Below are 18,918 nucleotides of genomic sequence, written 5' to 3' on the forward strand. Positions count from 1 at the left end.
CGGATTTTCGTCCGACGCGCGCCGCCCAGCAATCGGCCTTGCGCGATGCCTATCGCTCCGGAAGGTATCTCAAGCTTTCCCAATCGCCGCCGCCTTGTCCTTGTCGAACCACCACAGCGACTCGACGGGGAAACCGTAATCCGGCTTCGGCTCCTTGTAGCCGAACATGTCCCAGAAGGCGGCGCGGTGATTCGCCGAATACCAGTTTGGAATCCAGTCCTGCCGCGCGCGCAAGACCCGGTCGAGCGCGCGCATCGCGACAATGAGACTTTTCCGGTCGGCGGCCTTGCCGACAGCCGTGACCAGAGCGTCGACCGCGGGGTCGGCCGTACCCGGCAGATTGCGCGACGAGGCGAGTTTCGCCGATCGCGAATGGAAGATCGTCTCGAGATCATCCATCGTCGGCGTCGCGTTGAAGGACAGCGCCATCATGACAACGTCGAAATCGAAGTCGGACTTGCGTGCCTGGAACTGGGGCGAATCGACAAGGCGTATCGACGCATCGATGCCGATCGCCCGCATGTTCTCCACCCAGGGTGAAAGGATGCGGGCCAGACTGTCTTCGTCATCGAGGAGTTCCAGCGTCAGCGTCTCGCCCTTGTCGTTGACGAGAAGCGTCCCGGAGCGTTTCCACCCGGCGTCGGCAAGCAGTTTCGAGGCCGCCCCCAGCAATTTCCGGTCCCTGCCCGACCCGTTGGAAACAGGCTGGATGACAGCCTCGCCAAAGACTTCCGCTGGAAGCTTGTCGCGCAACGGCTCCAGCAAGGCGAGTTCGTCCGGCGAGGGCAGGCCTTCTGCCTTGTAGTCCGATCGCTCGAAGCAAGATTGTGAGCGCTCGTATGAATCATAGAACAGGTTGCGTCTCGTCCATTCGAAGTCGAAACACATGGCGATCGCCCGGCGCACGCGGACGTCCTGGAAGCGCTCGCGGCGCTGGTTGATCGCCATCGCCTGCATGGACGGACGCTTCTCGCCGGCAAATTCACGCTTGACGACCTTGCCCTGGACGATCGACGGAAAGTCGTACGCGGTCGCCCAGGTGCGAGACACGAATTCCTGGCGGAAAAGGATATCGCCCTTCTTGAACGCTTCGAACGCCGCCTGGCGTTCGCTGTAGAACTCGATGCGCAATCGATCGAAATTGTAGACGCCGCGATTGACGGGCAGATCCCTGCCCCAATAATCGGGCACGCGATCGTACTCGATGCTCTGGCCGGCAACGACGCGGCCGGCCTTGTATGGCCCGGAACCCAAAGGCGCCTTCAGGCCGGCGCCATCGAACTTGTTCTCGGTGAAGTATGCCTTCGAGACGACCGGAAACTGGACCGCGTTCAGGATAACGCGCTCGGAGTGTTTTCCGGAAAAGGTGAGCTTCACCCGCCGGGAATCCAGCGCCACCGCCTCGGTCATCTCGGTGAGCGTCAGCAGCAGGTCGGGATGTCCATCCGCCTTGAACAGACCGTAGGTGAAGGCGACGTCCTCGGCAGTCAAAGGCGAGCCGTCATGGAAACGGACGCCGTCCCGCAGCGTGAATTCGAAACTGTTGCGGTCATCCGAGATGACGACGCTCTCGGCAAGCAGACCATACACCGCATCCGGCTCGTCGAGGGCCATGTTCGACTTGTTGGTCATCAGCGAATCGAAACACATCTCCATGCGCGGCGGCGCATCGCCGCGTGCAACGAAGCTGTTCAGCGTGTTGAAGGTCTGGACATTCTGGTTGTAGACCCAGTTCGGCGGCTGAAAATTGAACGTACCGCCCTTCGGAGCGTCCGGATCGACATAGTCGAAATGCTGGAAATCCGGGCCGTATTTCAGATCGCCGAAGGCCGAAAGCCCGTGCAGCGGTTTGCCCGTCGGACTGGCCGCGAAGATTTTCTTCGGCAGCAATGGGACGGCGAGCGCCGCACCGGCGCCCGCCAGAAAATCGCGGCGCGAAGCGCACATCAATTGACGCCCTTGTACTTTGCTGCCAGCGCCTTTTCCTTTTCCGGATCGATCCACCAGGAATCGATATCGGGGCCGACATAGGTCGGCTGCTTTTCCGGGATGCCGAACTTGTTCCAATAAGCCAGCCAGACAACCGGACGGGTGTATTGGGGGACGACGTAGAAGTTCCACAGCAGTACACGGTCGAGTGCGTTGGAGGCGGCAACAAGGTCCTCCCGGTCGGTCGCAAAGATCACCTTGTCCACCAACGCATCGACGACCGGGTTCTTGATGCCTGAGAGATTTCGCGAACCAGGCGTGTCGGCCGCCTTGGACGACCAGAAGTCCCGCTGCTCGTTGCCCGGCGATTCCGACTGAGAAAGAACGGACGTCAGCATGTCGAAATCGAAATTGTTGACCCGGTCGACATATTGGTTCGGGTCGACAATCCGCAGCGTAGCGGTCACGCCCACCTTCTTCAGCATGTTGATATAAGGATTGGCGATCACGCCGTCGGTGTCATTATTGCCGAGAATCTCGAAGCTGAAAGGTTGGCCGGTCTTTTCGTTGACCATCTTGCCGCCCTGGATCTTCCAGCCGGCTTCGGCAAAAAGCCTGACGACTTCGCGCAGATGCGCTCGCTCCGGCTCCGGCGGGCTGGCAGGCGTCGGCTGTGGCCGATCGTTGGGCTGTGCTTTCGGCTGCTCGTAAACCGGCAACCTGTATTCGGTGGTGAACACTTCGGGAGGCAGTTGGTCCTTGTACTGGTTCAGGATTTCCAGCTCCTTGCCTTTAGGCAGACCGCTCGACGCCAGTTCGCTGCCAACGAAGTAGCTGTTCACCCTGGTGTTGAAGCCGAAAAAGATGGTCCGGTTCATCGTCTCGAAGTCGAAGGCATAGGTCAGAGCCTCACGCACCTTCCGGTCCTGGAACAGTGGCCGCCGCATGTTCATGACGAAGCCCTGCATCGACGCCCGTGACGTCGCCTCGAACTCCTGCTTGATGACGTCTCCGGCCTTGAACGCCGGGAAGTTGTAGAAGGTTGCCCAGCGCCGCGAGCTGTTCTCGGCCTGGATGTCCTCCAAGCCACCCTTGGTGAAGGCCTGCCAGGCGGCATTGTCGTCCTGGATATAGATGTATTTACGCGTGTCGAAATTCTCGCGCCCGACCTTCACAGGCAGCTTCGCCGCCCAGTAGTCGTCGACGCGTTTCCAGATGATCTCCGAGCCCGGTTTGAAGCTATCGATCTTGTATGCGGCGGAGCCGAGCGGCGGCTCCAGCGTCGGCTGGGATATGTCACGCTTCTTGCCGCTGGCGTCCGTGCCTTCCCACCAGTGCTTCGGCAGAACAACCATATCGCCGATGATCTTAGGCAGTTCGCGATTGCCCTTCTGGTCAAAACGGAACTCCACCTCGCGGTCGTTGAGCGCCACCGCCTCGGTCACGTTCTCATAATAGCGGTTGTACATCGGGCTGTTAGCCTTCAGCACGTTGAAAGACCAGATGACGTCGTCGACGGTGATCGGTTGGCCGTCGTGCCACTTGGCACGCGGATCGAGCCGATAGGTCGCGGAAGAATAGTCGGCGGGGTATTTGTAAGCGTCTGCAATCAGCGGATGGCTGACGCTCGGTTCGTCGATCGCCTGCTCCATGAGCGTATCGTAAAGCAGGCCGCCGCCAAATTGCGCGAGGCCGGCCGCCGGCGCGCCGCGCACGATATAGGAATTGAAGCTGTCGAACGTTCCCGAAGCGACCAGATTCAGCGTGCCGCCTTTCGGCGCGTCTGGATTGACGTAATCGTAGCGCTGAAAATCCTTGCCGTATTTGGTTTCGCCCATCAGCGAGGACGACGTCTGCCACTCCTGGGCCTGGGCCGCCGTCACGGCGAGCAGGATCGCCGTCAGCGCCGGAACCAGTTTTCTCGCAAGCGGCAACACCGTCATCCACACTCTCCCTGATCGTCTTCGGTCACATCACCACGCCACGAAACGCCAATCAAAACATGGCGCCTCGTGTCAGCGTATCCTTGATAGCAAAAAAGCCGGGCAGAACCCGGCTTTTTCATGATTTTGCGAATTACAAATTTGTCATTGGGCCGGCGCTGGTGCAGGCGCCGGTTCGGCTGGTTTCGGAGCCGCTTCCGCCGGGGCCGGCGCGGCAGCTTCGGCCGGCGCGGCAGCTTCGGCCGGCTTGGCGGCATCGGCCGGCTTGGCGGCATCGGCCGGAGCCGACACATTCTCGGCGGCAGGAGCCGCCGGGGCGGCTGATGCCTCCGGCAGCGGCGCCGGGCTGTCGGCGGTGGTGCGCAGATAGGCGATCACGGCGGCGCGATCCTCGACCTTCTTCAAGCCGGCGAAGCCCATGGCCGTGCCCTTCACCAGCGCCTTGGGCGAGGCGAGGAAATGGTCGAGATGCTCGTAGTCCCAGACCGTCTTGCCGCCGTCCGCGAATTCCTTCATCCCCGCCGAATAGGCGAAGCCGGCATGCGAGGCGACCGGGCGGTTGACCACGCCCCAGAGGTTCGGGCCGACCTTGTTGGCGCCGCCGCTGTCGTCGGTGTGGCAGGCCGCGCACTTCTTGAACACCGCCGCACCCGCCTCGGCGCTGGCTGTGGCCAGCAGCGGAAGCACCGACTGCTCGGCCGCCGCCGCCTCGCCACCGCCGCTCGGCGCTTCCTCGGTGGCCTCGATGATAAAGCCGGGCTTTTCCGGCGCGGGAGCCGCGAAGATCGCATCCGAAACCAATGAGATCGAAAAGACGATGAAGACCGCCCCCAGCAATCCGCCGATCACCTTGTTGAATTCGAAAGAGTCCATCCGCTCCAGGCTCCTGATCTGCCCCTCTCGGCCGTGCATTTCCGGCACGCGGGCACGATGCCGCGACCGGGAAGCCGCCCGGTCAGGTCGGCGGGAAACTAGGTCTTTTGCTTGGTCGTTGCAACTCCTATAAGGGCGCTCGCCGTGAGACCTTTTGCCACTTTGGACAACCCTTTCGCATCGCCCCCCGGACCATGACCAATCTCATCCTAATCCCTGCCCGCATGGCCTCGACGCGCCTGCCGGGAAAGCCGCTTGCCGACATCGCCGGCAAGCCGATGATCGTGCATGTCGCAATGCGCGCGGCCGAAAGCGGGCTCGGCCGCGTCGTGGTGGCGACGGACACGCAAGCCGTAGCCGAATCAGTCCGGGCGCATGGCTTCGAGACGGTGATGACCCGCACCGATCACGAATCCGGCTCCGACCGGATCTTCGAGGCGCTATCGGCGCTGGATCCTCAGGAGCGCGTCGATATCGTCATCAACGTGCAGGGTGACCTGCCGACCATCGAGCCCGCAACCATCGCCGCTGCGCTCTCGCCGCTCGACGACCCGGCGGTCGACATCGGCACGCTCGGTGTGGAAATCGTCCGCGAAGAAGAACGCACCAACCCGAATGTCGTGAAGATCGTCGGCTCGGCGCTGCCGTCGGCTCGGCTCAGGGCGCTGTATTTCACCCGCGCCACCGCGCCCTGGGGCGACGGACCGCTCTATCATCATATCGGGCTTTACGCCTATCGCCGCGCGGCGCTCGCCCGCTTCGTCACCCTGCCACCCTCTCCGCTCGAAAAGCGCGAGCGGCTGGAGCAGTTGCGGGCGCTGGAGGCGGGCATGCGCATCGATGCCGCGATCGTCGGTGCGGTGCCGCTCGGCGTCGACACACCCCAAGACCTCGAACGGGCGCGTGAAGTCCTTAGCGGGAAAGTCTGACCATGGCCGACAAGACCAACCGCATCTCGTTCCAGGGCGAGCCCGGCGCCAATTCCGACACGGCCTGCCGCAACATGTTCCCCAGCATGGAGCCGCTGCCCTGCCCGACCTTCGAGGATGCATTCAACGCGGTGGAGACCGGCAAGGCCGACCTTGCCATGATCCCGATCGAGAATACGATCGCCGGGCGCGTCGCCGACATCCATCATCTCCTGCCCGAATCGAAGCTGCATATCGTCGGCGAATATTTTCTGCCGATCCATTTCCAGTTGATGGTGCTGCCCGGCGTGTCAAGAAAAGAGATCAAGACCGTCCACAGCCATATCCACGCGCTTGGCCAGTGCCGCAAATACATCCGCAAGAACGGCTGGAAGCCGACTGTCGCCGGCGACACGGCCGGCGCGGCGAAACTCATCGCCGAGATCGGCGACCGCAGCATGGCCGCACTTGCGCCGAGGCTGGCCTCCAGCCTCTACGGGCTCGACATTATCGAGGAGAATGTTGAGGACACCGACAGCAACGTGACGCGCTTCGTGGTGCTGACCCGCAGCAAGCAGTGGGTCGAGCGCCCCTCCGCCGATGCCCGCATGATGACAACCTTCGTCTTCCGCGTCCGCAACGTGCCGGCGGCGCTCTACAAGGCGATGGGCGGCTTCGCCACCAATGGCGTCAACATGACCAAACTGGAAAGCTACCAGCTCGGCGCCTTCACCGCGACGCTGTTCTACGCGGACATCGAAGGGCACCCGGACGATGCCAGCGTCAAGAACGCACTGGACGAGTTGCGCTTCTTCTCCAAAGAAGTACGCATCCTCGGCGTCTATCCGCGCAGCGATTCGCGCGAGGAGTGGAACGTTGCGGACTGAACCGACCTCCGGGAGCGGTCTTCCTCTTCCGGAGTCCCGCTCTCACCCCAGCGGCTCGTAGTCGATCTCCAAAAACTTCTCTACCTCCGGCACCCAGCGGTCGCGCACGAAGGCGACGTGGAAAGGATGGTCGTTGTAGCCGGAATAGGCGGCCTGGTCGGCGAACTCCATTGAGAAGCCGAAGCGAAAATCGTTCTTGGGGCTGACTTGGCGAAGCTGCTCGAACTTCTCGACGCCGGGAATATCGGCGAGTTTCTTCGCCTCAGTCAGGAAAGCGCCCTCCTCGGACGAATCCGATTCGTGCCTGAGCGTGAACACGACGGTATGGCGGATCATGCGATCTCCCCTTTCGGCATGATAATGACGCTCAAGGGTTTTCGGCCCAGAAGCGGATGAGATGATAGGCGATCGCGCCCGAGGGCGGCACGAAGACGCCGCCTTCATGGCTCTTGGCGAGTGCTGCCAGCACCTCGTTTCGGGAAAACCAGCGGCAGTCTTCCAGTTCCGCCTCGTCGCGTACGATATCCTCGTTCAGCGCCTCGCCGAAGCAGCCGATCATCAGCGAATAGGGGAACGGCCAGGGCTGGCTTGCGTGATAGACGACGCGCCCCAGTCTTATGCCCGCCTCCTCCAGCGTCTCGCGGCGAACCGCCGCCTCGATGGTCTCACCTGGCTCGATGAAGCCGGCCAGTGCGGAATACATGCCCGGCGCAAAATGCGCGCCACGCCCAAGCAGGCATTTTTCGCGCGTCACCGTCAGCATGATGGCGACCGGGTCGGTGCGCGGAAAATGCTCGGCGCCGCAATTGGGGCAATGCCGCTTGTAGCCGCCGGCGCGGATTTCCGTCCTGTTGCCGCAGCGCCCGCAGAACTGGTGGTTGGCGTGCCAGGCGAGCAACGAGGCCGCCTGCGCCAGCGCGCCGATCTCGGAGGGGCCGAGAAGGCCCTGCGTATAGACCGAGCGATAGTCGATCGCCTTGATGGTTTCCGGCAGTTGCTCAGGTTCGACACCTGCGGTGACCGCAAGAACCGGGCCGCGCTCGTCGACACCGAGCAGGATCGCTTCGGCAATTTCCGCGCCGAGAGCTTCGGCCTCGCCTTGCGCGAAATAGATTTCGAACCCGCCGCCGTTAAGCTTCAGATACGAACGTCCGCCGCGCACCAGCATGATGCGCGCGACCGGATCGGCAAGCGTCTGCCGGACGGCCGCATCGCTGCGCTTTTCAGCTTGGCGGTCGATGCGATTGCCGGCGAAACCGACAAACTGGCTGGGCTCGCGCTCGGGCGCGTCGAAAAGGCGGAAGGTCATGGCTGAAACAGAATGACTAGCGGAATGAGTCGGGGCCTCAACCCTACAGCGCCGCCCGGACCTTGTCGATGAAGCTGTGCTTCTCGTGCGGCTTGTAAGGTTCGCGCGTCCCGAAGCCCCATACGGGACCCGGCCAATTCGGGTCGCCCTCGGAGCGAGCCACCACATGGACATGCAATTGGCGAACGATGTTGCCGAGCACACCGGAATTGATCTTGGTGCAGCCGGTGGCGCGCTTCAGTCCTTGCGCGACCATATTGGTCTCGAAGGTCAGCATCGCCTGGTCGAGAGGGGTGAGGTCGTGCAATTCCTCGATGCCCGGACGCTGTGGAATGAGCACCAACCAGGGCCAGCGCCGGTCGTTCATCAGCCGAAGTTCGCACAGGCCGAGCCACATCAGCGACACGCTGTCGGCATCCAGCCGGGCGTCGAGTTCAAAACCGGCCTTGAGGCCAGGCAGCATCGGCGTTTCCCCTGTGTTTCGGAGGAAGCTAGATGCAGCGCCGTGTGCCTGCAAGCGAATGATTGGCGAGCACACCGGCAAAACATCCGGCAGGCGTTCCGCGATCATATGCACGGTCGACTTTCGACAGTTTCGGCGGTAGATTCTTCAGAACGAAATTTCACAATCGCGACATTAAATTTCTTCCTCGTGCTTAACCGGTCCTTAATGTCGTGATAGACGGATTTAGTAGTTTTCGCACTGTTTCCGTGTGCCGGGGATGAGGAGAACCTGAGAGTGCCGAAGACGAACCGACCTGCGGCCCCCGATGCAAAAGCAGGATTGCTGTTGAACCGTCTGCTTTTCGAACGGAAAGGGGACGAGTTCATTGATGCGCTGGCCGAAATGGTCCGCAATGAAAAATGGGTCATCGGCGACGAACCGTTGCTTCACCTTCTCGAGGTTGCGCGTTCCGTACGGTCTTCCGTCGGCATACAACATCGAGACGAACGGCCATCCGGCTGCGTTTCCGACGACCGGTAGTCACTCTAGCTGACCAATATGCCTGTCGAGCGGCGGGCTATTTGCCTTTGTTTGACGTCGCGCGGGGGGCGGAAGACCAATGAAATCCGCCGGAGCGCGGCGGGCGCAGACCTCGCAGGATATCGCCCGATTCCAGATAGGCCATCTCGATCAGGTGGGCCAGCATGTCGCAACGCTCCACCTCCACGATGGCTTTCAACTCCCGCAGCATCGAATGCACGTGAACGAGTTTTTCCCGGGTATCCTGGCAAATAGGTGTATTCACGTCTGACACCTCATGCATCGATTGCTGCTTTTCGTCTCCGGACGGCTACAGCTTCCCGTCGTAACCCGCACAAATCGGAATCGCATCCGTACCTAAAACCAGGGCCGCCATCGATCCGGCATTTCCATTCCATCGAAAGACAGCGTTCCAGAGAGTGTCTCCCAGATCATCCACAGTCACACTCACACCCCCATAAACACCGCTTTCGCGGTCGGCCCCGGGAAAGTCCGCCGACCAGGACGTATAATCGACAGGCGTATGGGCCACCCATTGACATAGTCGTCCCCAAGCCGCACGTCGCACATCCGCGACACCAAAGCCTTTGCTCATTTCAAGTAGCTTTGCAAGCCATTCGGTCAAGTCGCATTCGAGCGGATACGATGCTATCTGGCGATCTTTTTTCATGCTTGACGGCTACGGAAGATCAGGGCGGATACCGATTCGTATATCGGGATAGTTGTAAAATAATTTTCCGCCAAGTCCGCCACCCTGATCACGCTTTTCTGCGGATCGAGACATTTTTTGTACCTAAGTACAATTTACCTGAGCCCTAAACTCCATTTTTTTACATCATGATGTTTATATACTGGAATTCTATCAAGCTATAAAAAATTGTTATATATTCGCAATCGGAAATACAACTGCCCACAATCCCTGCGTGCATTTTCAATATCGGATATCGTCATTGCCATGACAGCATCCCTGCGGCGATAGCTACCGGAGATTGTCATGGCAACATTCAACGGAACTGCCGGCAAAGACACGCTGCCCGGCCTGCTGGGGATTCTCACCGGCCTTGGCGACGACGAGATCAACGGCCTCGGCGGTGCCGGGAACGACGTGCTGATCGGCGGCGGGGGAGCCGACTCCTTGCAAGGAGGGGCAGGGACAACGGATACGGCGGACCATTCCGGCTCCGCCGCACCCGTGACCGTCAACCTCACAACCGGAACCGGCAGCGGCGGCGACGCCCAAGGCGACACGCTGACCGGCATCGAGCGCCTGATCGGGTCGGCAGGCGATGACGCCCTCACCGGGTCCGCCGGCATCGGCACGGGCGGTGATGCCCAGGGTGATACGCTGACGGGCATCACCAATGCCGTAGGCTCGGCGTTCAACGATGCTTTGACTGGAAATGGCACCGGCACTCTGGACGGCCTTGCCGGCAACGACACTCTCAGCGGCGCGGCGACGCTGAACGGCGAGGACGGCAACGACACCTTGATCGGCGGCGCCTTGATCGAGACGCTGAACGGCGGCGCCGACAACGACACCGTCAGCTATGCGGGATCGGCGGTTGGCGTGACCGTCAATCTCAGCCTGTTGGGGCCGCAGATTTCGCTTGGCGATGCTTCCGGCGACACGCTGACCGGCATCGAGAATCTCAGGGGCTCGCTCTTCACCGACGTACTGACCGGCGATGCCGGCGACAACATCCTCAACGACGGCGGCGTCGGCGGGTCCGACACGCTGGCCGGAGGCGTCGGCAACGACAGCTATTCGGTCTACAACGCCGGGGCGGTGATCGTCGAAGCCGGCGGCGAAGGCAACGACCGCGTCAGCGCCGGCGTGAGCTATGTCCTGGCTGACGGCGTCAGCGTCGAATATCTGAACACCACCTCGCTCAACGCCACCTACGCGGTAAACCTCACAGGCAACGATCTTGCCCAGCTTGTGCGCGGCAATGCGGGCGCCAACGTGCTTGATGGAGCCGACGGCAACGACGTCCTGTTTGGCATGGGCGGGGCCGACATCTTCCGTTTCTCCACCGCGCTTGGCGCCGGCAACGTCGACCGGATCGGCGACTTCAGCGTGGGCGACGACAAGATCCAGCTCGACAGCGCGATCTTCATCGCACTGGGGATCCGGCCCGTTGGACGCTTCGGCGTTCGAGGACAATTTCCTGGCGCCGAGAGATGCCGACGACCGTATCTTCTACAATTCGAACACCGGCTCGCTGTTCTATGACGCGGACGGCACGGGCACCGGTTTTGCGGCTGTCAAATTCGCCATGATCGCTCCCGGCCTCGCCCTCACCGCCGCCGATTTCGTCGTGATCTGAAACGAGAGCGCTTCGGCGCGCCTGGACGGGCGACCGTGGCCGTGGCCTTTCGGGTGAAAGGGCCACGGCGATCGCGATCGATGGCTGGCATCGACGGTGGGCGCCATCCAGGCGTTGCGCTTCAAGTACCGCGCGCAGACCGCGCAAGCGTCGGCTAAACTATTGATTTCAAAATGAGACGAATTTTCACAATTTAACGGCCCCTTAAATCGCCGCATTTAGTCTTCACCCGATTGCCGCTGAGCAAAACGGGACACAAGTCGCAGGCAATGGCAAAGGGGAACGGAACGCGGATCGAGCCGACCTTCGACGGGCCGCCGCGTGGCAAATCCTCCGACGATTTTTCGCTGGACGAGGACGACCGGGTCATCCCCTCGCCACGCAAGCGCCCGCCCGCCGGCCGCAAGACCACCCAGCTGGCGAAGACCAGGGTTGACGCCAAAGCCCGGACCTCGACCAGACGCCGCGGCTTGCGCCTCGGACGGCTGGTCTACTGGTGCTGCGTTCTCATGCTGTGGTGCGGCATAGGGCTGGCCGGCGTCGTCGCCTGGTATGGCGCGAAATTGCCCAGCGTCGCCGACTGGTCGGTCCCCGACCGGCCGCCCAACGTCAAGATCGTGTCAACCGACGGCTCGCTTGTCGCCAACCGCGGCATGACCGGCGGCGAAGCGATCGGCCTGCACGAGATGTCGCCCTATATCCCGCAGGCGGTGATGGCGATCGAGGACCGCCGCTTCTATTCGCATTTCGGCATCGACCCGATCGGGCTGGCGCGCGCCATGGCGCAGAACGTTGTCCGCGGCCGCTTCACGCAGGGCGGCTCGACGCTGACCCAGCAACTCGCGAAAAACCTGTTCCTGAAGCCCGACCGCACGCTGGAACGCAAGGTGCAGGAGGTGCTGCTGGCGCTGTGGCTGGAGCACCAGCACAGCAAGGACCAGATCCTCGAAATGTACCTCAACCGGGTCTATTTCGGCTCGGGAGCCTATGGAGTCGAGGCGGCCTCGCGCCGCTATTTCGGAAAGTCGGCGCGCGACGTGACGCTGGCCGAGGCGGCGCTGCTTGCCGGCCTGTTGAAGGCCCCCTCGAAACTGTCGCCCGCCCGCGACCCGCAGGCCGCCGAACAGCGAGCGCAGCTGGTGCTCGGCGCCATGCGCGAGGAAGGCATGATCGGCGACAAGGAACTCGTCAACGCCATGAGCACGCCGGCAACCCGCGCCGCGGCCTTCTGGACCGGCTCGGAAAACTACGTCGCCGATCGTATCATGGGGGAGCTGCCGGCGCTGATCGGCGACGTGCGTACCGACATCATAGTCGACACCAGCATCGATCTTGGCCTGCAGAAGCGCGCCGAAGATTCGATCCGCCGGCTGATCGACGAGAACGGCAAGAAGCTGAATGTCAGCCAGGGAGCGCTGGTGGCTATCGACGATGCCGGCGCGGTGCGCGCCATGGTCGGCGGCTACGACTATGCCAACAGCCAGTTCGACCGCGCCTCGGAGGCCCGCCGCCAGCCGGGCTCTGCCTTCAAGCCGTTCGTCTATCTCGCAGCGCTCGAGCAGGGCAGCCGGCCCGACAGCGTTCGAAACGACGCGCCGATCCGCATCGGCAAATGGACGCCGGAAAATTACAACGGCAAATATTACGGCCGGGTCACACTGGCGACGGCATTGGCCAAGTCGCTGAACTCGGTCGCCGCGCAGTTGGTCATGGAAGTCGGGCCTGGCTCGGTGGTTGAGGCTGCCCAGCGCATGGGCATCGAATCCGATCTTTTGTCCAATAATTCCATTGCCTTAGGGACTTCCGAGGTGACCCCGCTGGAGCTGACGGCGGCCTATGTGCCCTTCGCCAATGGCGGCTACCGGCCCGACGTGCATTTCGTGCAGCGGGTGACAAGTGCTGCCGGCGACGTGCTTTACGAGCACAGGGAAGGCGGTGCGCCGCGTGTCGTCAGCGCCGAAGTGGTCGGCATGATGAACGCCATGATGGCGGAGACGCTGTCGGACGGCACGGCGCGCAAGGCGGCGTTCGGCTGGCCGGCGGCGGGCAAGACCGGCACCAGCCAGAATTCGCGGGACGCCTGGTTCGTCGGCTACACGGCGAAGCTGACCACGGGAGTCTGGTTCGGGAACGACGACGGCAAGGCGATGAAGAAGGTGACCGGCGGGGCCTTGCCGGCGATCGCCTGGCATGAATTCATGGCGGCGGCGCATGAAGGGCAGAAGGTGGCGAAGCTGCCGGGAAGCTGGCAGGCGGCGCCGGACCTCGTCGACCAGAGCGTTCCCGATACGGCGACGCTCACCGAGCCCGCGGCGCAAGTGCCTGAAACGGCTGCAGTTTCGCAAGCGGCCAAACCGGTCCCGGCGACGCGTGCCGAACCTGAGACCGTCGAGCGGGCACCGCGTGCCCAACCCAGGACGGTCGAGCAGGCAGCCCGCATCGAGCTTGAACCAGCCGACGAGCCAACGGCGTCGATCCCGGGACCGAGGCCGAAGGCCGATGTCGGCGGGCCGGCGGTCAAGAGCCAGACATCGATCCTCGATATCATCCTCGGCAATGGCGGCTGACGCGTAGCCGAAGGCCATCGGAACGGCTTGCGCGGAGCGGCACGGGCGGGCATCATCCGGCCCGGACGGGTAGGGACGAATAATGGCAGACACACTCCATATGGTGACGCGTGAGCGGCACACCTACAAGAAGTGGTTCCGGTCGCGCGACTACCACTTCGCCTCGGCGTTCAACATGATGCCGGTCAGCGCCGCCGAGATGATCCATATGGCGCGGGCGTTTCCGCTGGCTTTCGTGGAGATCGAGGGGGCGCCGATGCTGGTGGCGCTGTTCAGCCTGAAGGCCGGCAACAACCTTTTCGTGGCGCCGGACGGGCGCTGGCTGGCCTCCTACGTGCCGGCGGCGCTGCAGTTCTATCCGTTCAGCCTGGGCAAGAAGGCGGATGGCACCTTCGCCCTTTGTGTCAATGAATCCAGTGGGTTGTTGCGCGACGCCGCGGTCGGCGAGGAGGGGTTTCCGTTCTTCACGCATGACGGAACGCCCACCCGCGAGACGCAGGAGGCGGTGGACACGCTGTCGAAAGTGCGGCTGGGCCTGCAGACCGTGCAGACGGCGGGCGCGATGCTGGCCGAGAAGAAGCTGCTGGAGCCATGGCCGATCACCGCGCAGGAGGAGGGCGGCAACCGGAAAATCGACGGCGTCTTGCGCATTTCCGAGCCGGCGCTGAACGCCATCGGCGGCGAGGATCTGCTGGCGCTGCGCAACACCGGCGGCCTGGCGATCGCTTATAGCCAATTGTTTTCCATGGGAAATCTGGCGACGCTGGGGTCGCTGACCGGCGCCCGCGAGCGCGCCGCCAAGCAGCGCATGGCGATTCCCGCCAACAGTTTCATCTCCGAGGACGACGGCAATCTGAAGATCGACTGGGCGACGTTTTTGAAGGACGACTGACCGGATTTTTGCCACGCCACAGCCGCGTGAAGTCCCGAATACTCTTTTCGATCAACGGCTTGTGCCGCGCGCCCGGCCAAGACAGCGTCAGACAGCGTCTTGGGCTTCAAAAGAGCGCCGAAAACACGGGTTCGGCGTTGCCGAAAGCCCGTTTTGGGCTCGTTCGAGAGCAAAAAGACTTCACGCAGAGCCGATGCGCGGCAAAAATCCGTTCATCGTGCCTTATGTCCGGCCGGCGTCCCCTTGCGGGCGCGGGCAAAGTTCGACGGCGCAAACCCCTCCTGACAGAAAGGTGTCAGGAGGGGTCAGCTATGGTGCGTCATCCACAGAGGGGGTTTCATGAGCGGCTTCGGCGATTTCGATTTCCTGATCGGGGAATGGACCATCCGCAACGCGGTGTTGCGGCAGAGGCTGGCCGGCTCGACCGAGTGGGAGGCGTTCGACGCCACCTCGAAGGTCGAGAAGGTGATGCCCGGCATGGACGGCGTGTTCAGCGGCAATCTCGACCAGATGTTCGTGCCGGCGCGCGGGTTCACCGGGATGACGCTGCGGCTCTACAACCCTGAGACGCAGCTGTGGTCCATCTACTGGTCGGACACCAAGAGTTTTCGCCTGTTCCCGCCGACGGTCGGCCGGTTCGACAACGGCGCCGGCACATTCTTCGGCGACGATGTCGAGGGCGGGCGGCCGGTGAAGGTGCGCTTCGACTGGACGGCGGGCGACAGCCCGGTGTGGGAACAGGCCATGTCGGCCGACGAAGGTGCTACCTGGGAGAAGAACTGGGTGATGCGGTTCGAGCGGAAGTGAGCGCCCTCTTCCTTCTCCCCTTGTGGGGTGAGGAGCGGTCGGCCGAAGGCCGAGAAAAAGCCAACGATTTGGCTTTTTCAGCGACGAACGCCCGGAGCGAAAGCGGAGGGCGGTGGATCGGCGCGCAGCGCCGAGACGGATGAGGGGTGCTGGACGGAGTGCCACCGGACCGAACGGATGTGGAAAGCACCGGTTGAGCAGGTTTTCGAAAGCCGCATTTCTTCCAACACCCCTCATCCGTCTCGGCCTTCGGCCGAGCCACCTTCCCCCACAAGGGGGGAAGGGAGAAGCGCGCAACCGCTCAGCCCTTGTCCGCCGGATCCGCCTCCCCGCCCGCGCCAAGCCCGACCCCCATCCCGCCCATCATCATGCCGCCGCCGCCCCCTCCCCCGCGTCCGCCGCCCCCCTCGCGGCCGCCCCGGCCGCCGGCGGCGGAGGGGCGGGCGGGGCCCTGGTTGGGGATGACGACGGTTTGCGGGACAGCTTCGAGGTCCAGCACCTCGCGGATGTAGTTGCGCAGCGAGACGACCAGCGCGTGCACCTCGACCGGCCGGCCGGCGGCCATGTCGCGCATGGCGCCGGCGGCGAGTTCGACCTGGGCTTCCGTGCCGAACAGCACGATGTCGGAAAGGGCGGCCTCCACGGCGTCGCGTACCCGGCGCGCCCGCTCGGTGCCGCCGCCCGCCGCTTCCGCGCCCTCGGTCTCACCAGTTGCCCGCTTGAGATCGCGCAAATGCAGCGGGCTGACGGTGAGCGTGCCGGTGAAGGAGCCGCCCAACACCTTGTAGGCTGATATCAGCGCCTTGAGCCGCTCGTTGATCTGGCGGTTCTGGCGCTCGCGCCGCTGCTGCAGCGTCATCATCATGACCAGCCGGATTCCCATGCCGATCAGCGTGACCAGCAGCAGCCCGGCGATCGAGGTCAGGATCGTCTGCCAGGAGGAAAAGTCGAAGCCGCGCATGAGAACAATCCGGTTGCGCGCGGAGGGTAGCATTGGGAGGGGGTGGGGGCGAGGGCGTTAGGGCAGGATGCGCTTCCTGTAAGGGTGGGCTACCGCCCGGTGTGAGAACAGGCGATGTCGGTCGATGGCGGCGAGACTTGCAGGAAGAGCTGGCGGCGCCGAACTGATCGAGAGTGAATGACTTTCTCGCTTCTCACTAATAGGATCGGTCGCCGGCCAGCGCGGGTGAAGGTAATCTGTGCAAGGCTGCAACGCGGGACTGTCACCAGCCACTCGGGCATGACACCATTCAGCGTCACAGCAGCGGTTGCTCCATATCATTGACGAATGGGGTTACACGGTCGTAAATTAAGTATTGGAAAAGTCGTTCAGAACTACAAATTGAAATGGAGGGTTTATGTCCGACTCGATTGATCCAAGTTCAATCACCGCCGCCGTCTTAACCGATCTTATAAAATCCTCGTTTCACGCAGCATCTCAAGGCGCCTCGTCTACAATAAAAAGCGCGTGGGAAAAAATTTTTGGAGATTTCTCGCCCTATATGGAGGACACCTATACAAGGAATCGAAATGTTAGAATACTATGCAAGAAGGATGCCGACGTAGATTTGTATGATATATATGTGAATTCCAATTTTAAATCGGCAGGGAAAAACATAACTGACGGCGATCTTATCTCTTCATTTATTGAAGGAAATAATATTGTTATAAATGGAAATGGAGGGGCAGGTAAAACCTTTTTTATGCGCCACCTTTGGTTAACAATATTCTCTAATCCTGGGCGATTTACCCCGATATTTGTGGAACTTAGGCAACTAAACGATCTTTCCAAGATAGACCTTAGAACCTTTGTCAGGAGAACCATATCAAACAAGAAGGAGCTGACCGAAGATTTATTTAACTATTTTTGCGACGGAGGGCGATTCGCATTTATGCTCGACGGATTCGACGAAATCCCTCAAGAACATCGGGACGAACTTCAGAAGCAGATACTGACATTCTCTTCGTCATTTAAGAAGTGTCCAATCGCGGTATCGAGCCGATTTGAAGAAAGATTTTCTGGCTGGCAAAATTTTACCATATTTGAATCGTCTCCATTTTCTTTGGAACAGGTTACAACATTAGTCAAGAACGTTCCCTTCGACGAGGAATCTAAGAATATTTTTTTGCGCAAACTTAATATTTCATTTTTTAGGCAAAACGAGAGCTTCTTGTCAAATCCACTCCTCGCCATCATGATGATGATGACGTTTAGGGAGAATATGGAAATCCCGAGACGTATGAATATTTTTTATGACCAGGCATTTAACACTTTATATCAATGGCACGATGCTACAAAATCATACAAAAGAAATAAATCGATGGATATTGAAGAATTTCAAAGATCATTTGGGATGTTTTGCCTGCTGTCGTACTACAAACAAGTTTTTGAGTTTACAAAATCAGACATTGTACACTTTATAAATATGAGTAGTAGGTTTTGCGGGCACACCCATTCGGCCGATGATGTACTGGAAGACTACGAGAAGTCCGTTAATCTTATTAAACAAGATGGCCTGAAATATACATTCATACACAGGTCTTTCCAGGAATACTTTGCTGCATATGCCTTAGTCAGAATAATTCCAGACAAGTTTCATGAATTTATCGATGAGATTCGAAAACGAACTGGCGACTCGGTCATACCAATATGTTATGAAATGAACCCGCGTTTGGTTATTGATAACTATATTCGGCCTGAATTTAGTAAATGGAAATCAAAAGGAATATTCAACTTTAAACGAAACTCCCCATTCTACCTTTTGAATAAAATTGCGGCCGAGTATGCCTTTATGGTTTCTTTTCACCAGAGAGATTCACTTAAGGAGGACCGTCGGCCAATTGTAGGCATTTCTATGAACGCGGCTGACGAAGTTACCTATTTTATCGAAAGTATAAGGATGATGATGGGCGGAAAGCCTTCATCTCACGCCAAAGAGTACACCCGTGAACTCCTCTTCGAACATGAAATGTTCGACATGTTTCATGAGGTCAACGTCAGATCAACCGTTGGTGGCAGGTTTGTTCGAGTCCGTGTGACATTTGGCCCAGCGACGGTTGATCCGAGTATTGAATTTGAGGATGGTCCATCGGTCGCATCTATAACGGAGCGCATTTTCAAGGACGTTGGTGGAGCGCGTGACTGCTTTTCAAAGGTAGAAGCTCGGCTTCGAGCCGAAATCAAAGAAATTGCAACTTGGTGTTCGGCGGAGATTTCCAAGGCCGAAAATGGTGGTAAGTCGCTAAACGAGATACTCGGCATTGGGTAGCATTTCCAAATTCTTTTGGGCAGCGACAGTCCTTTCAAATCTTGAAAAGCTAATGTAAGCGAAACTTCGCCCCAGTCACCTATTCTAGACACGTGGATAGGCGCCTCCTGTGGGACGTGAACCTTGCGGAACCGGCGCATGCGCTGCTCGCCTTCCTTTTACGCCTCCCGAAGCTCGCGCTTACGGACAACGTCACCACCTAACATTTCATCGTCGTGGACG

17 protein-coding genes are annotated in these 18,918 nt (G+C 60.5%); 8 read left to right on the forward strand and 9 right to left on the reverse strand.

The genetic code is table 11. The annotated features are described in order from the left end of the window. Positions 1-69: 69 nt before the first annotated feature. The 3 genes from ACSBOB_RS31555 to ACSBOB_RS31565 form a co-directional block, all read right to left on the reverse strand. Complete coding sequence (locus tag ACSBOB_RS31555; RefSeq protein WP_442579961.1) at positions 70-1,947, reverse strand: ABC transporter substrate-binding protein; 1,878 nt, start codon at positions 1,945-1,947, stop codon at positions 70-72. After that, a complete protein-coding gene (locus ACSBOB_RS31560; protein WP_442579962.1) occupies positions 1,947-3,872 on the reverse strand; it encodes an extracellular solute-binding protein in 1,926 nt (641 codons plus the stop codon). The genes ACSBOB_RS31555 and ACSBOB_RS31560 overlap by 1 nt, the downstream gene beginning before the upstream one ends. A gap of 144 nt (positions 3,873-4,016) precedes the next feature. Then, positions 4,017-4,745 (reverse strand): c-type cytochrome, encoded by a 729-nt coding sequence (locus tag ACSBOB_RS31565; protein WP_442579963.1) that lies wholly within the window; start codon positions 4,743-4,745, stop codon positions 4,017-4,019. Positions 4,746-4,939: 194 nt separating this feature from the next. Here ACSBOB_RS31565 and ACSBOB_RS31570 point away from each other — a divergent pair, with 194 nt between their 5' ends. After that, positions 4,940-5,674, forward strand: a complete 735-nt coding sequence (locus ACSBOB_RS31570) for a 3-deoxy-manno-octulosonate cytidylyltransferase (protein WP_442579964.1) — start codon at positions 4,940-4,942, stop codon at positions 5,672-5,674. A gap of 2 nt (positions 5,675-5,676) precedes the next feature. Next, positions 5,677-6,540: a prephenate dehydratase gene (locus ACSBOB_RS31575; RefSeq protein ID WP_442579965.1), complete on the forward strand. Its 864-nt coding sequence runs from the start codon at positions 5,677-5,679 to the stop codon at positions 6,538-6,540. Positions 6,541-6,582: 42 nt separating this feature from the next. Here the strand turns inward: ACSBOB_RS31575 and ACSBOB_RS31580 are convergent, their stop codons facing one another. From ACSBOB_RS31580 to ACSBOB_RS31590, 3 genes are read right to left on the reverse strand one after another with little or no spacing between them, the layout of a single operon-like run. Further along, a complete protein-coding gene (locus ACSBOB_RS31580) occupies positions 6,583-6,876 on the reverse strand; it encodes a Dabb family protein (RefSeq protein WP_442579966.1) in 294 nt (97 codons plus the stop codon). 31 nt (positions 6,877-6,907) lie between these two features. Continuing rightward, positions 6,908-7,849 carry an NAD(+) diphosphatase gene (gene nudC / locus ACSBOB_RS31585; RefSeq protein ID WP_442579967.1) on the reverse strand — a complete coding sequence of 314 codons (942 nt, stop codon included), beginning with the start codon at positions 7,847-7,849 and terminating at the stop codon, positions 6,908-6,910. Positions 7,850-7,892: 43 nt separating this feature from the next. Continuing rightward, on the reverse strand, positions 7,893-8,312 hold the full coding sequence (locus ACSBOB_RS31590; protein ID WP_442579968.1) for an HIT domain-containing protein: 420 nt from the start codon (positions 8,310-8,312) through the stop codon (positions 7,893-7,895). A 276-nt stretch (positions 8,313-8,588) separates the two neighbouring features. On the opposite strand from ACSBOB_RS31590, the gene ACSBOB_RS31595 reads away from it, so the two are divergent. Continuing rightward, positions 8,589-8,834 carry a hypothetical protein gene (locus tag ACSBOB_RS31595; protein WP_442579969.1) on the forward strand — a complete coding sequence of 82 codons (246 nt, stop codon included), beginning with the start codon at positions 8,589-8,591 and terminating at the stop codon, positions 8,832-8,834. A 37-nt stretch (positions 8,835-8,871) separates the two neighbouring features. On the opposite strand, the gene ACSBOB_RS31600 is transcribed toward ACSBOB_RS31595, so the two are convergent. Continuing rightward, the gene (locus ACSBOB_RS31600; protein WP_442579970.1) at positions 8,872-9,117 is read right to left on the reverse strand and encodes a hypothetical protein; all 246 of its coding nucleotides are present in this window, start codon (positions 9,115-9,117) and stop codon (positions 8,872-8,874) included. Between the two features lie 27 nt (positions 9,118-9,144). Then, positions 9,145-9,504, reverse strand: a complete 360-nt coding sequence (locus tag ACSBOB_RS31605; RefSeq protein ID WP_442579971.1) for a hypothetical protein — start codon at positions 9,502-9,504, stop codon at positions 9,145-9,147. Between the two features lie 324 nt (positions 9,505-9,828). Between ACSBOB_RS31605 and ACSBOB_RS31610 the strand changes: the two genes are divergently transcribed. The 4 genes from ACSBOB_RS31610 (at position 9,829) to ACSBOB_RS31625 (ending at position 15,427) form a co-directional block, all read left to right on the forward strand. After that, positions 9,829-11,067, forward strand: coding sequence for a calcium-binding protein (locus ACSBOB_RS31610; RefSeq protein WP_442579972.1), 1,239 nt, complete (start codon positions 9,829-9,831; stop codon positions 11,065-11,067). A 363-nt stretch (positions 11,068-11,430) separates the two neighbouring features. Continuing rightward, positions 11,431-13,728 carry a PBP1A family penicillin-binding protein gene (locus tag ACSBOB_RS31615; RefSeq protein ID WP_442579973.1) on the forward strand — a complete coding sequence of 766 codons (2,298 nt, stop codon included), beginning with the start codon at positions 11,431-11,433 and terminating at the stop codon, positions 13,726-13,728. An 82-nt stretch (positions 13,729-13,810) separates the two neighbouring features. Next, positions 13,811-14,620 (forward strand): SapC family protein, encoded by an 810-nt coding sequence (locus ACSBOB_RS31620; protein ID WP_442579974.1) that lies wholly within the window; start codon positions 13,811-13,813, stop codon positions 14,618-14,620. Between the two features lie 339 nt (positions 14,621-14,959). Further along, the gene (locus ACSBOB_RS31625; RefSeq protein ID WP_442579975.1) at positions 14,960-15,427 is read left to right on the forward strand and encodes a hypothetical protein; all 468 of its coding nucleotides are present in this window, start codon (positions 14,960-14,962) and stop codon (positions 15,425-15,427) included. A 301-nt stretch (positions 15,428-15,728) separates the two neighbouring features. Here ACSBOB_RS31625 and ACSBOB_RS31630 read toward each other — a convergent pair whose 3' ends face one another. Beyond that, positions 15,729-16,388, reverse strand: a complete 660-nt coding sequence (locus ACSBOB_RS31630; RefSeq protein WP_442579976.1) for a hypothetical protein — start codon at positions 16,386-16,388, stop codon at positions 15,729-15,731. A gap of 397 nt (positions 16,389-16,785) precedes the next feature. On the opposite strand from ACSBOB_RS31630, the gene ACSBOB_RS31635 reads away from it, so the two are divergent. Then, positions 16,786-18,696 carry an NACHT domain-containing protein gene (locus tag ACSBOB_RS31635; protein ID WP_442579977.1) on the forward strand — a complete coding sequence of 637 codons (1,911 nt, stop codon included), beginning with the start codon at positions 16,786-16,788 and terminating at the stop codon, positions 18,694-18,696. The last annotated feature ends 222 nt before the right edge of the window (positions 18,697-18,918 follow it).

The organism is Mesorhizobium sp. KACC 23794 (assembly GCF_052180275.1).
GTDB lineage: Bacteria > Pseudomonadota > Alphaproteobacteria > Rhizobiales > Rhizobiaceae > Kumtagia.

Excerpts from the sequence above, each read along its gene's own strand:
- ACSBOB_RS31620 (WP_442579974.1), top strand. The coding sequence starts at position 13,811 with ATGGCAGACACACTCCATATGGTGACGCGTGAGCGGCACACCTACAAG.
- ACSBOB_RS31590 (WP_442579968.1), bottom strand. The coding sequence starts at position 8,312 with ATGCTGCCTGGCCTCAAGGCCGGTTTTGAACTCGACGCCCGGCTGGAT.
- ACSBOB_RS31610 (WP_442579972.1), top strand. The coding sequence starts at position 9,829 with ATGGCAACATTCAACGGAACTGCCGGCAAAGACACGCTGCCCGGCCTG.
- ACSBOB_RS31600 (WP_442579970.1), bottom strand. The coding sequence starts at position 9,117 with ATGCATGAGGTGTCAGACGTGAATACACCTATTTGCCAGGATACCCGG.
- ACSBOB_RS31560 (WP_442579962.1), bottom strand. The coding sequence starts at position 3,872 with ATGACGGTGTTGCCGCTTGCGAGAAAACTGGTTCCGGCGCTGACGGCG.
- ACSBOB_RS31605 (WP_442579971.1), bottom strand. The coding sequence starts at position 9,504 with ATGAAAAAAGATCGCCAGATAGCATCGTATCCGCTCGAATGCGACTTG.
- ACSBOB_RS31565 (WP_442579963.1), bottom strand. The coding sequence starts at position 4,745 with ATGGACTCTTTCGAATTCAACAAGGTGATCGGCGGATTGCTGGGGGCG.
- ACSBOB_RS31570 (WP_442579964.1), top strand. The coding sequence starts at position 4,940 with ATGACCAATCTCATCCTAATCCCTGCCCGCATGGCCTCGACGCGCCTG.
- ACSBOB_RS31625 (WP_442579975.1), top strand. The coding sequence starts at position 14,960 with ATGAGCGGCTTCGGCGATTTCGATTTCCTGATCGGGGAATGGACCATC.
- ACSBOB_RS31635 (WP_442579977.1), top strand. The coding sequence starts at position 16,786 with ATGTCCGACTCGATTGATCCAAGTTCAATCACCGCCGCCGTCTTAACC.
- ACSBOB_RS31575 (WP_442579965.1), top strand. The coding sequence starts at position 5,677 with ATGGCCGACAAGACCAACCGCATCTCGTTCCAGGGCGAGCCCGGCGCC.
- ACSBOB_RS31630 (WP_442579976.1), bottom strand. The coding sequence starts at position 16,388 with ATGCGCGGCTTCGACTTTTCCTCCTGGCAGACGATCCTGACCTCGATC.
- ACSBOB_RS31555 (WP_442579961.1), bottom strand. The coding sequence starts at position 1,947 with ATGTGCGCTTCGCGCCGCGATTTTCTGGCGGGCGCCGGTGCGGCGCTC.
- ACSBOB_RS31580 (WP_442579966.1), bottom strand. The coding sequence starts at position 6,876 with ATGATCCGCCATACCGTCGTGTTCACGCTCAGGCACGAATCGGATTCG.
- nudC (WP_442579967.1), bottom strand. The coding sequence starts at position 7,849 with ATGACCTTCCGCCTTTTCGACGCGCCCGAGCGCGAGCCCAGCCAGTTT.
- ACSBOB_RS31615 (WP_442579973.1), top strand. The coding sequence starts at position 11,431 with ATGGCAAAGGGGAACGGAACGCGGATCGAGCCGACCTTCGACGGGCCG.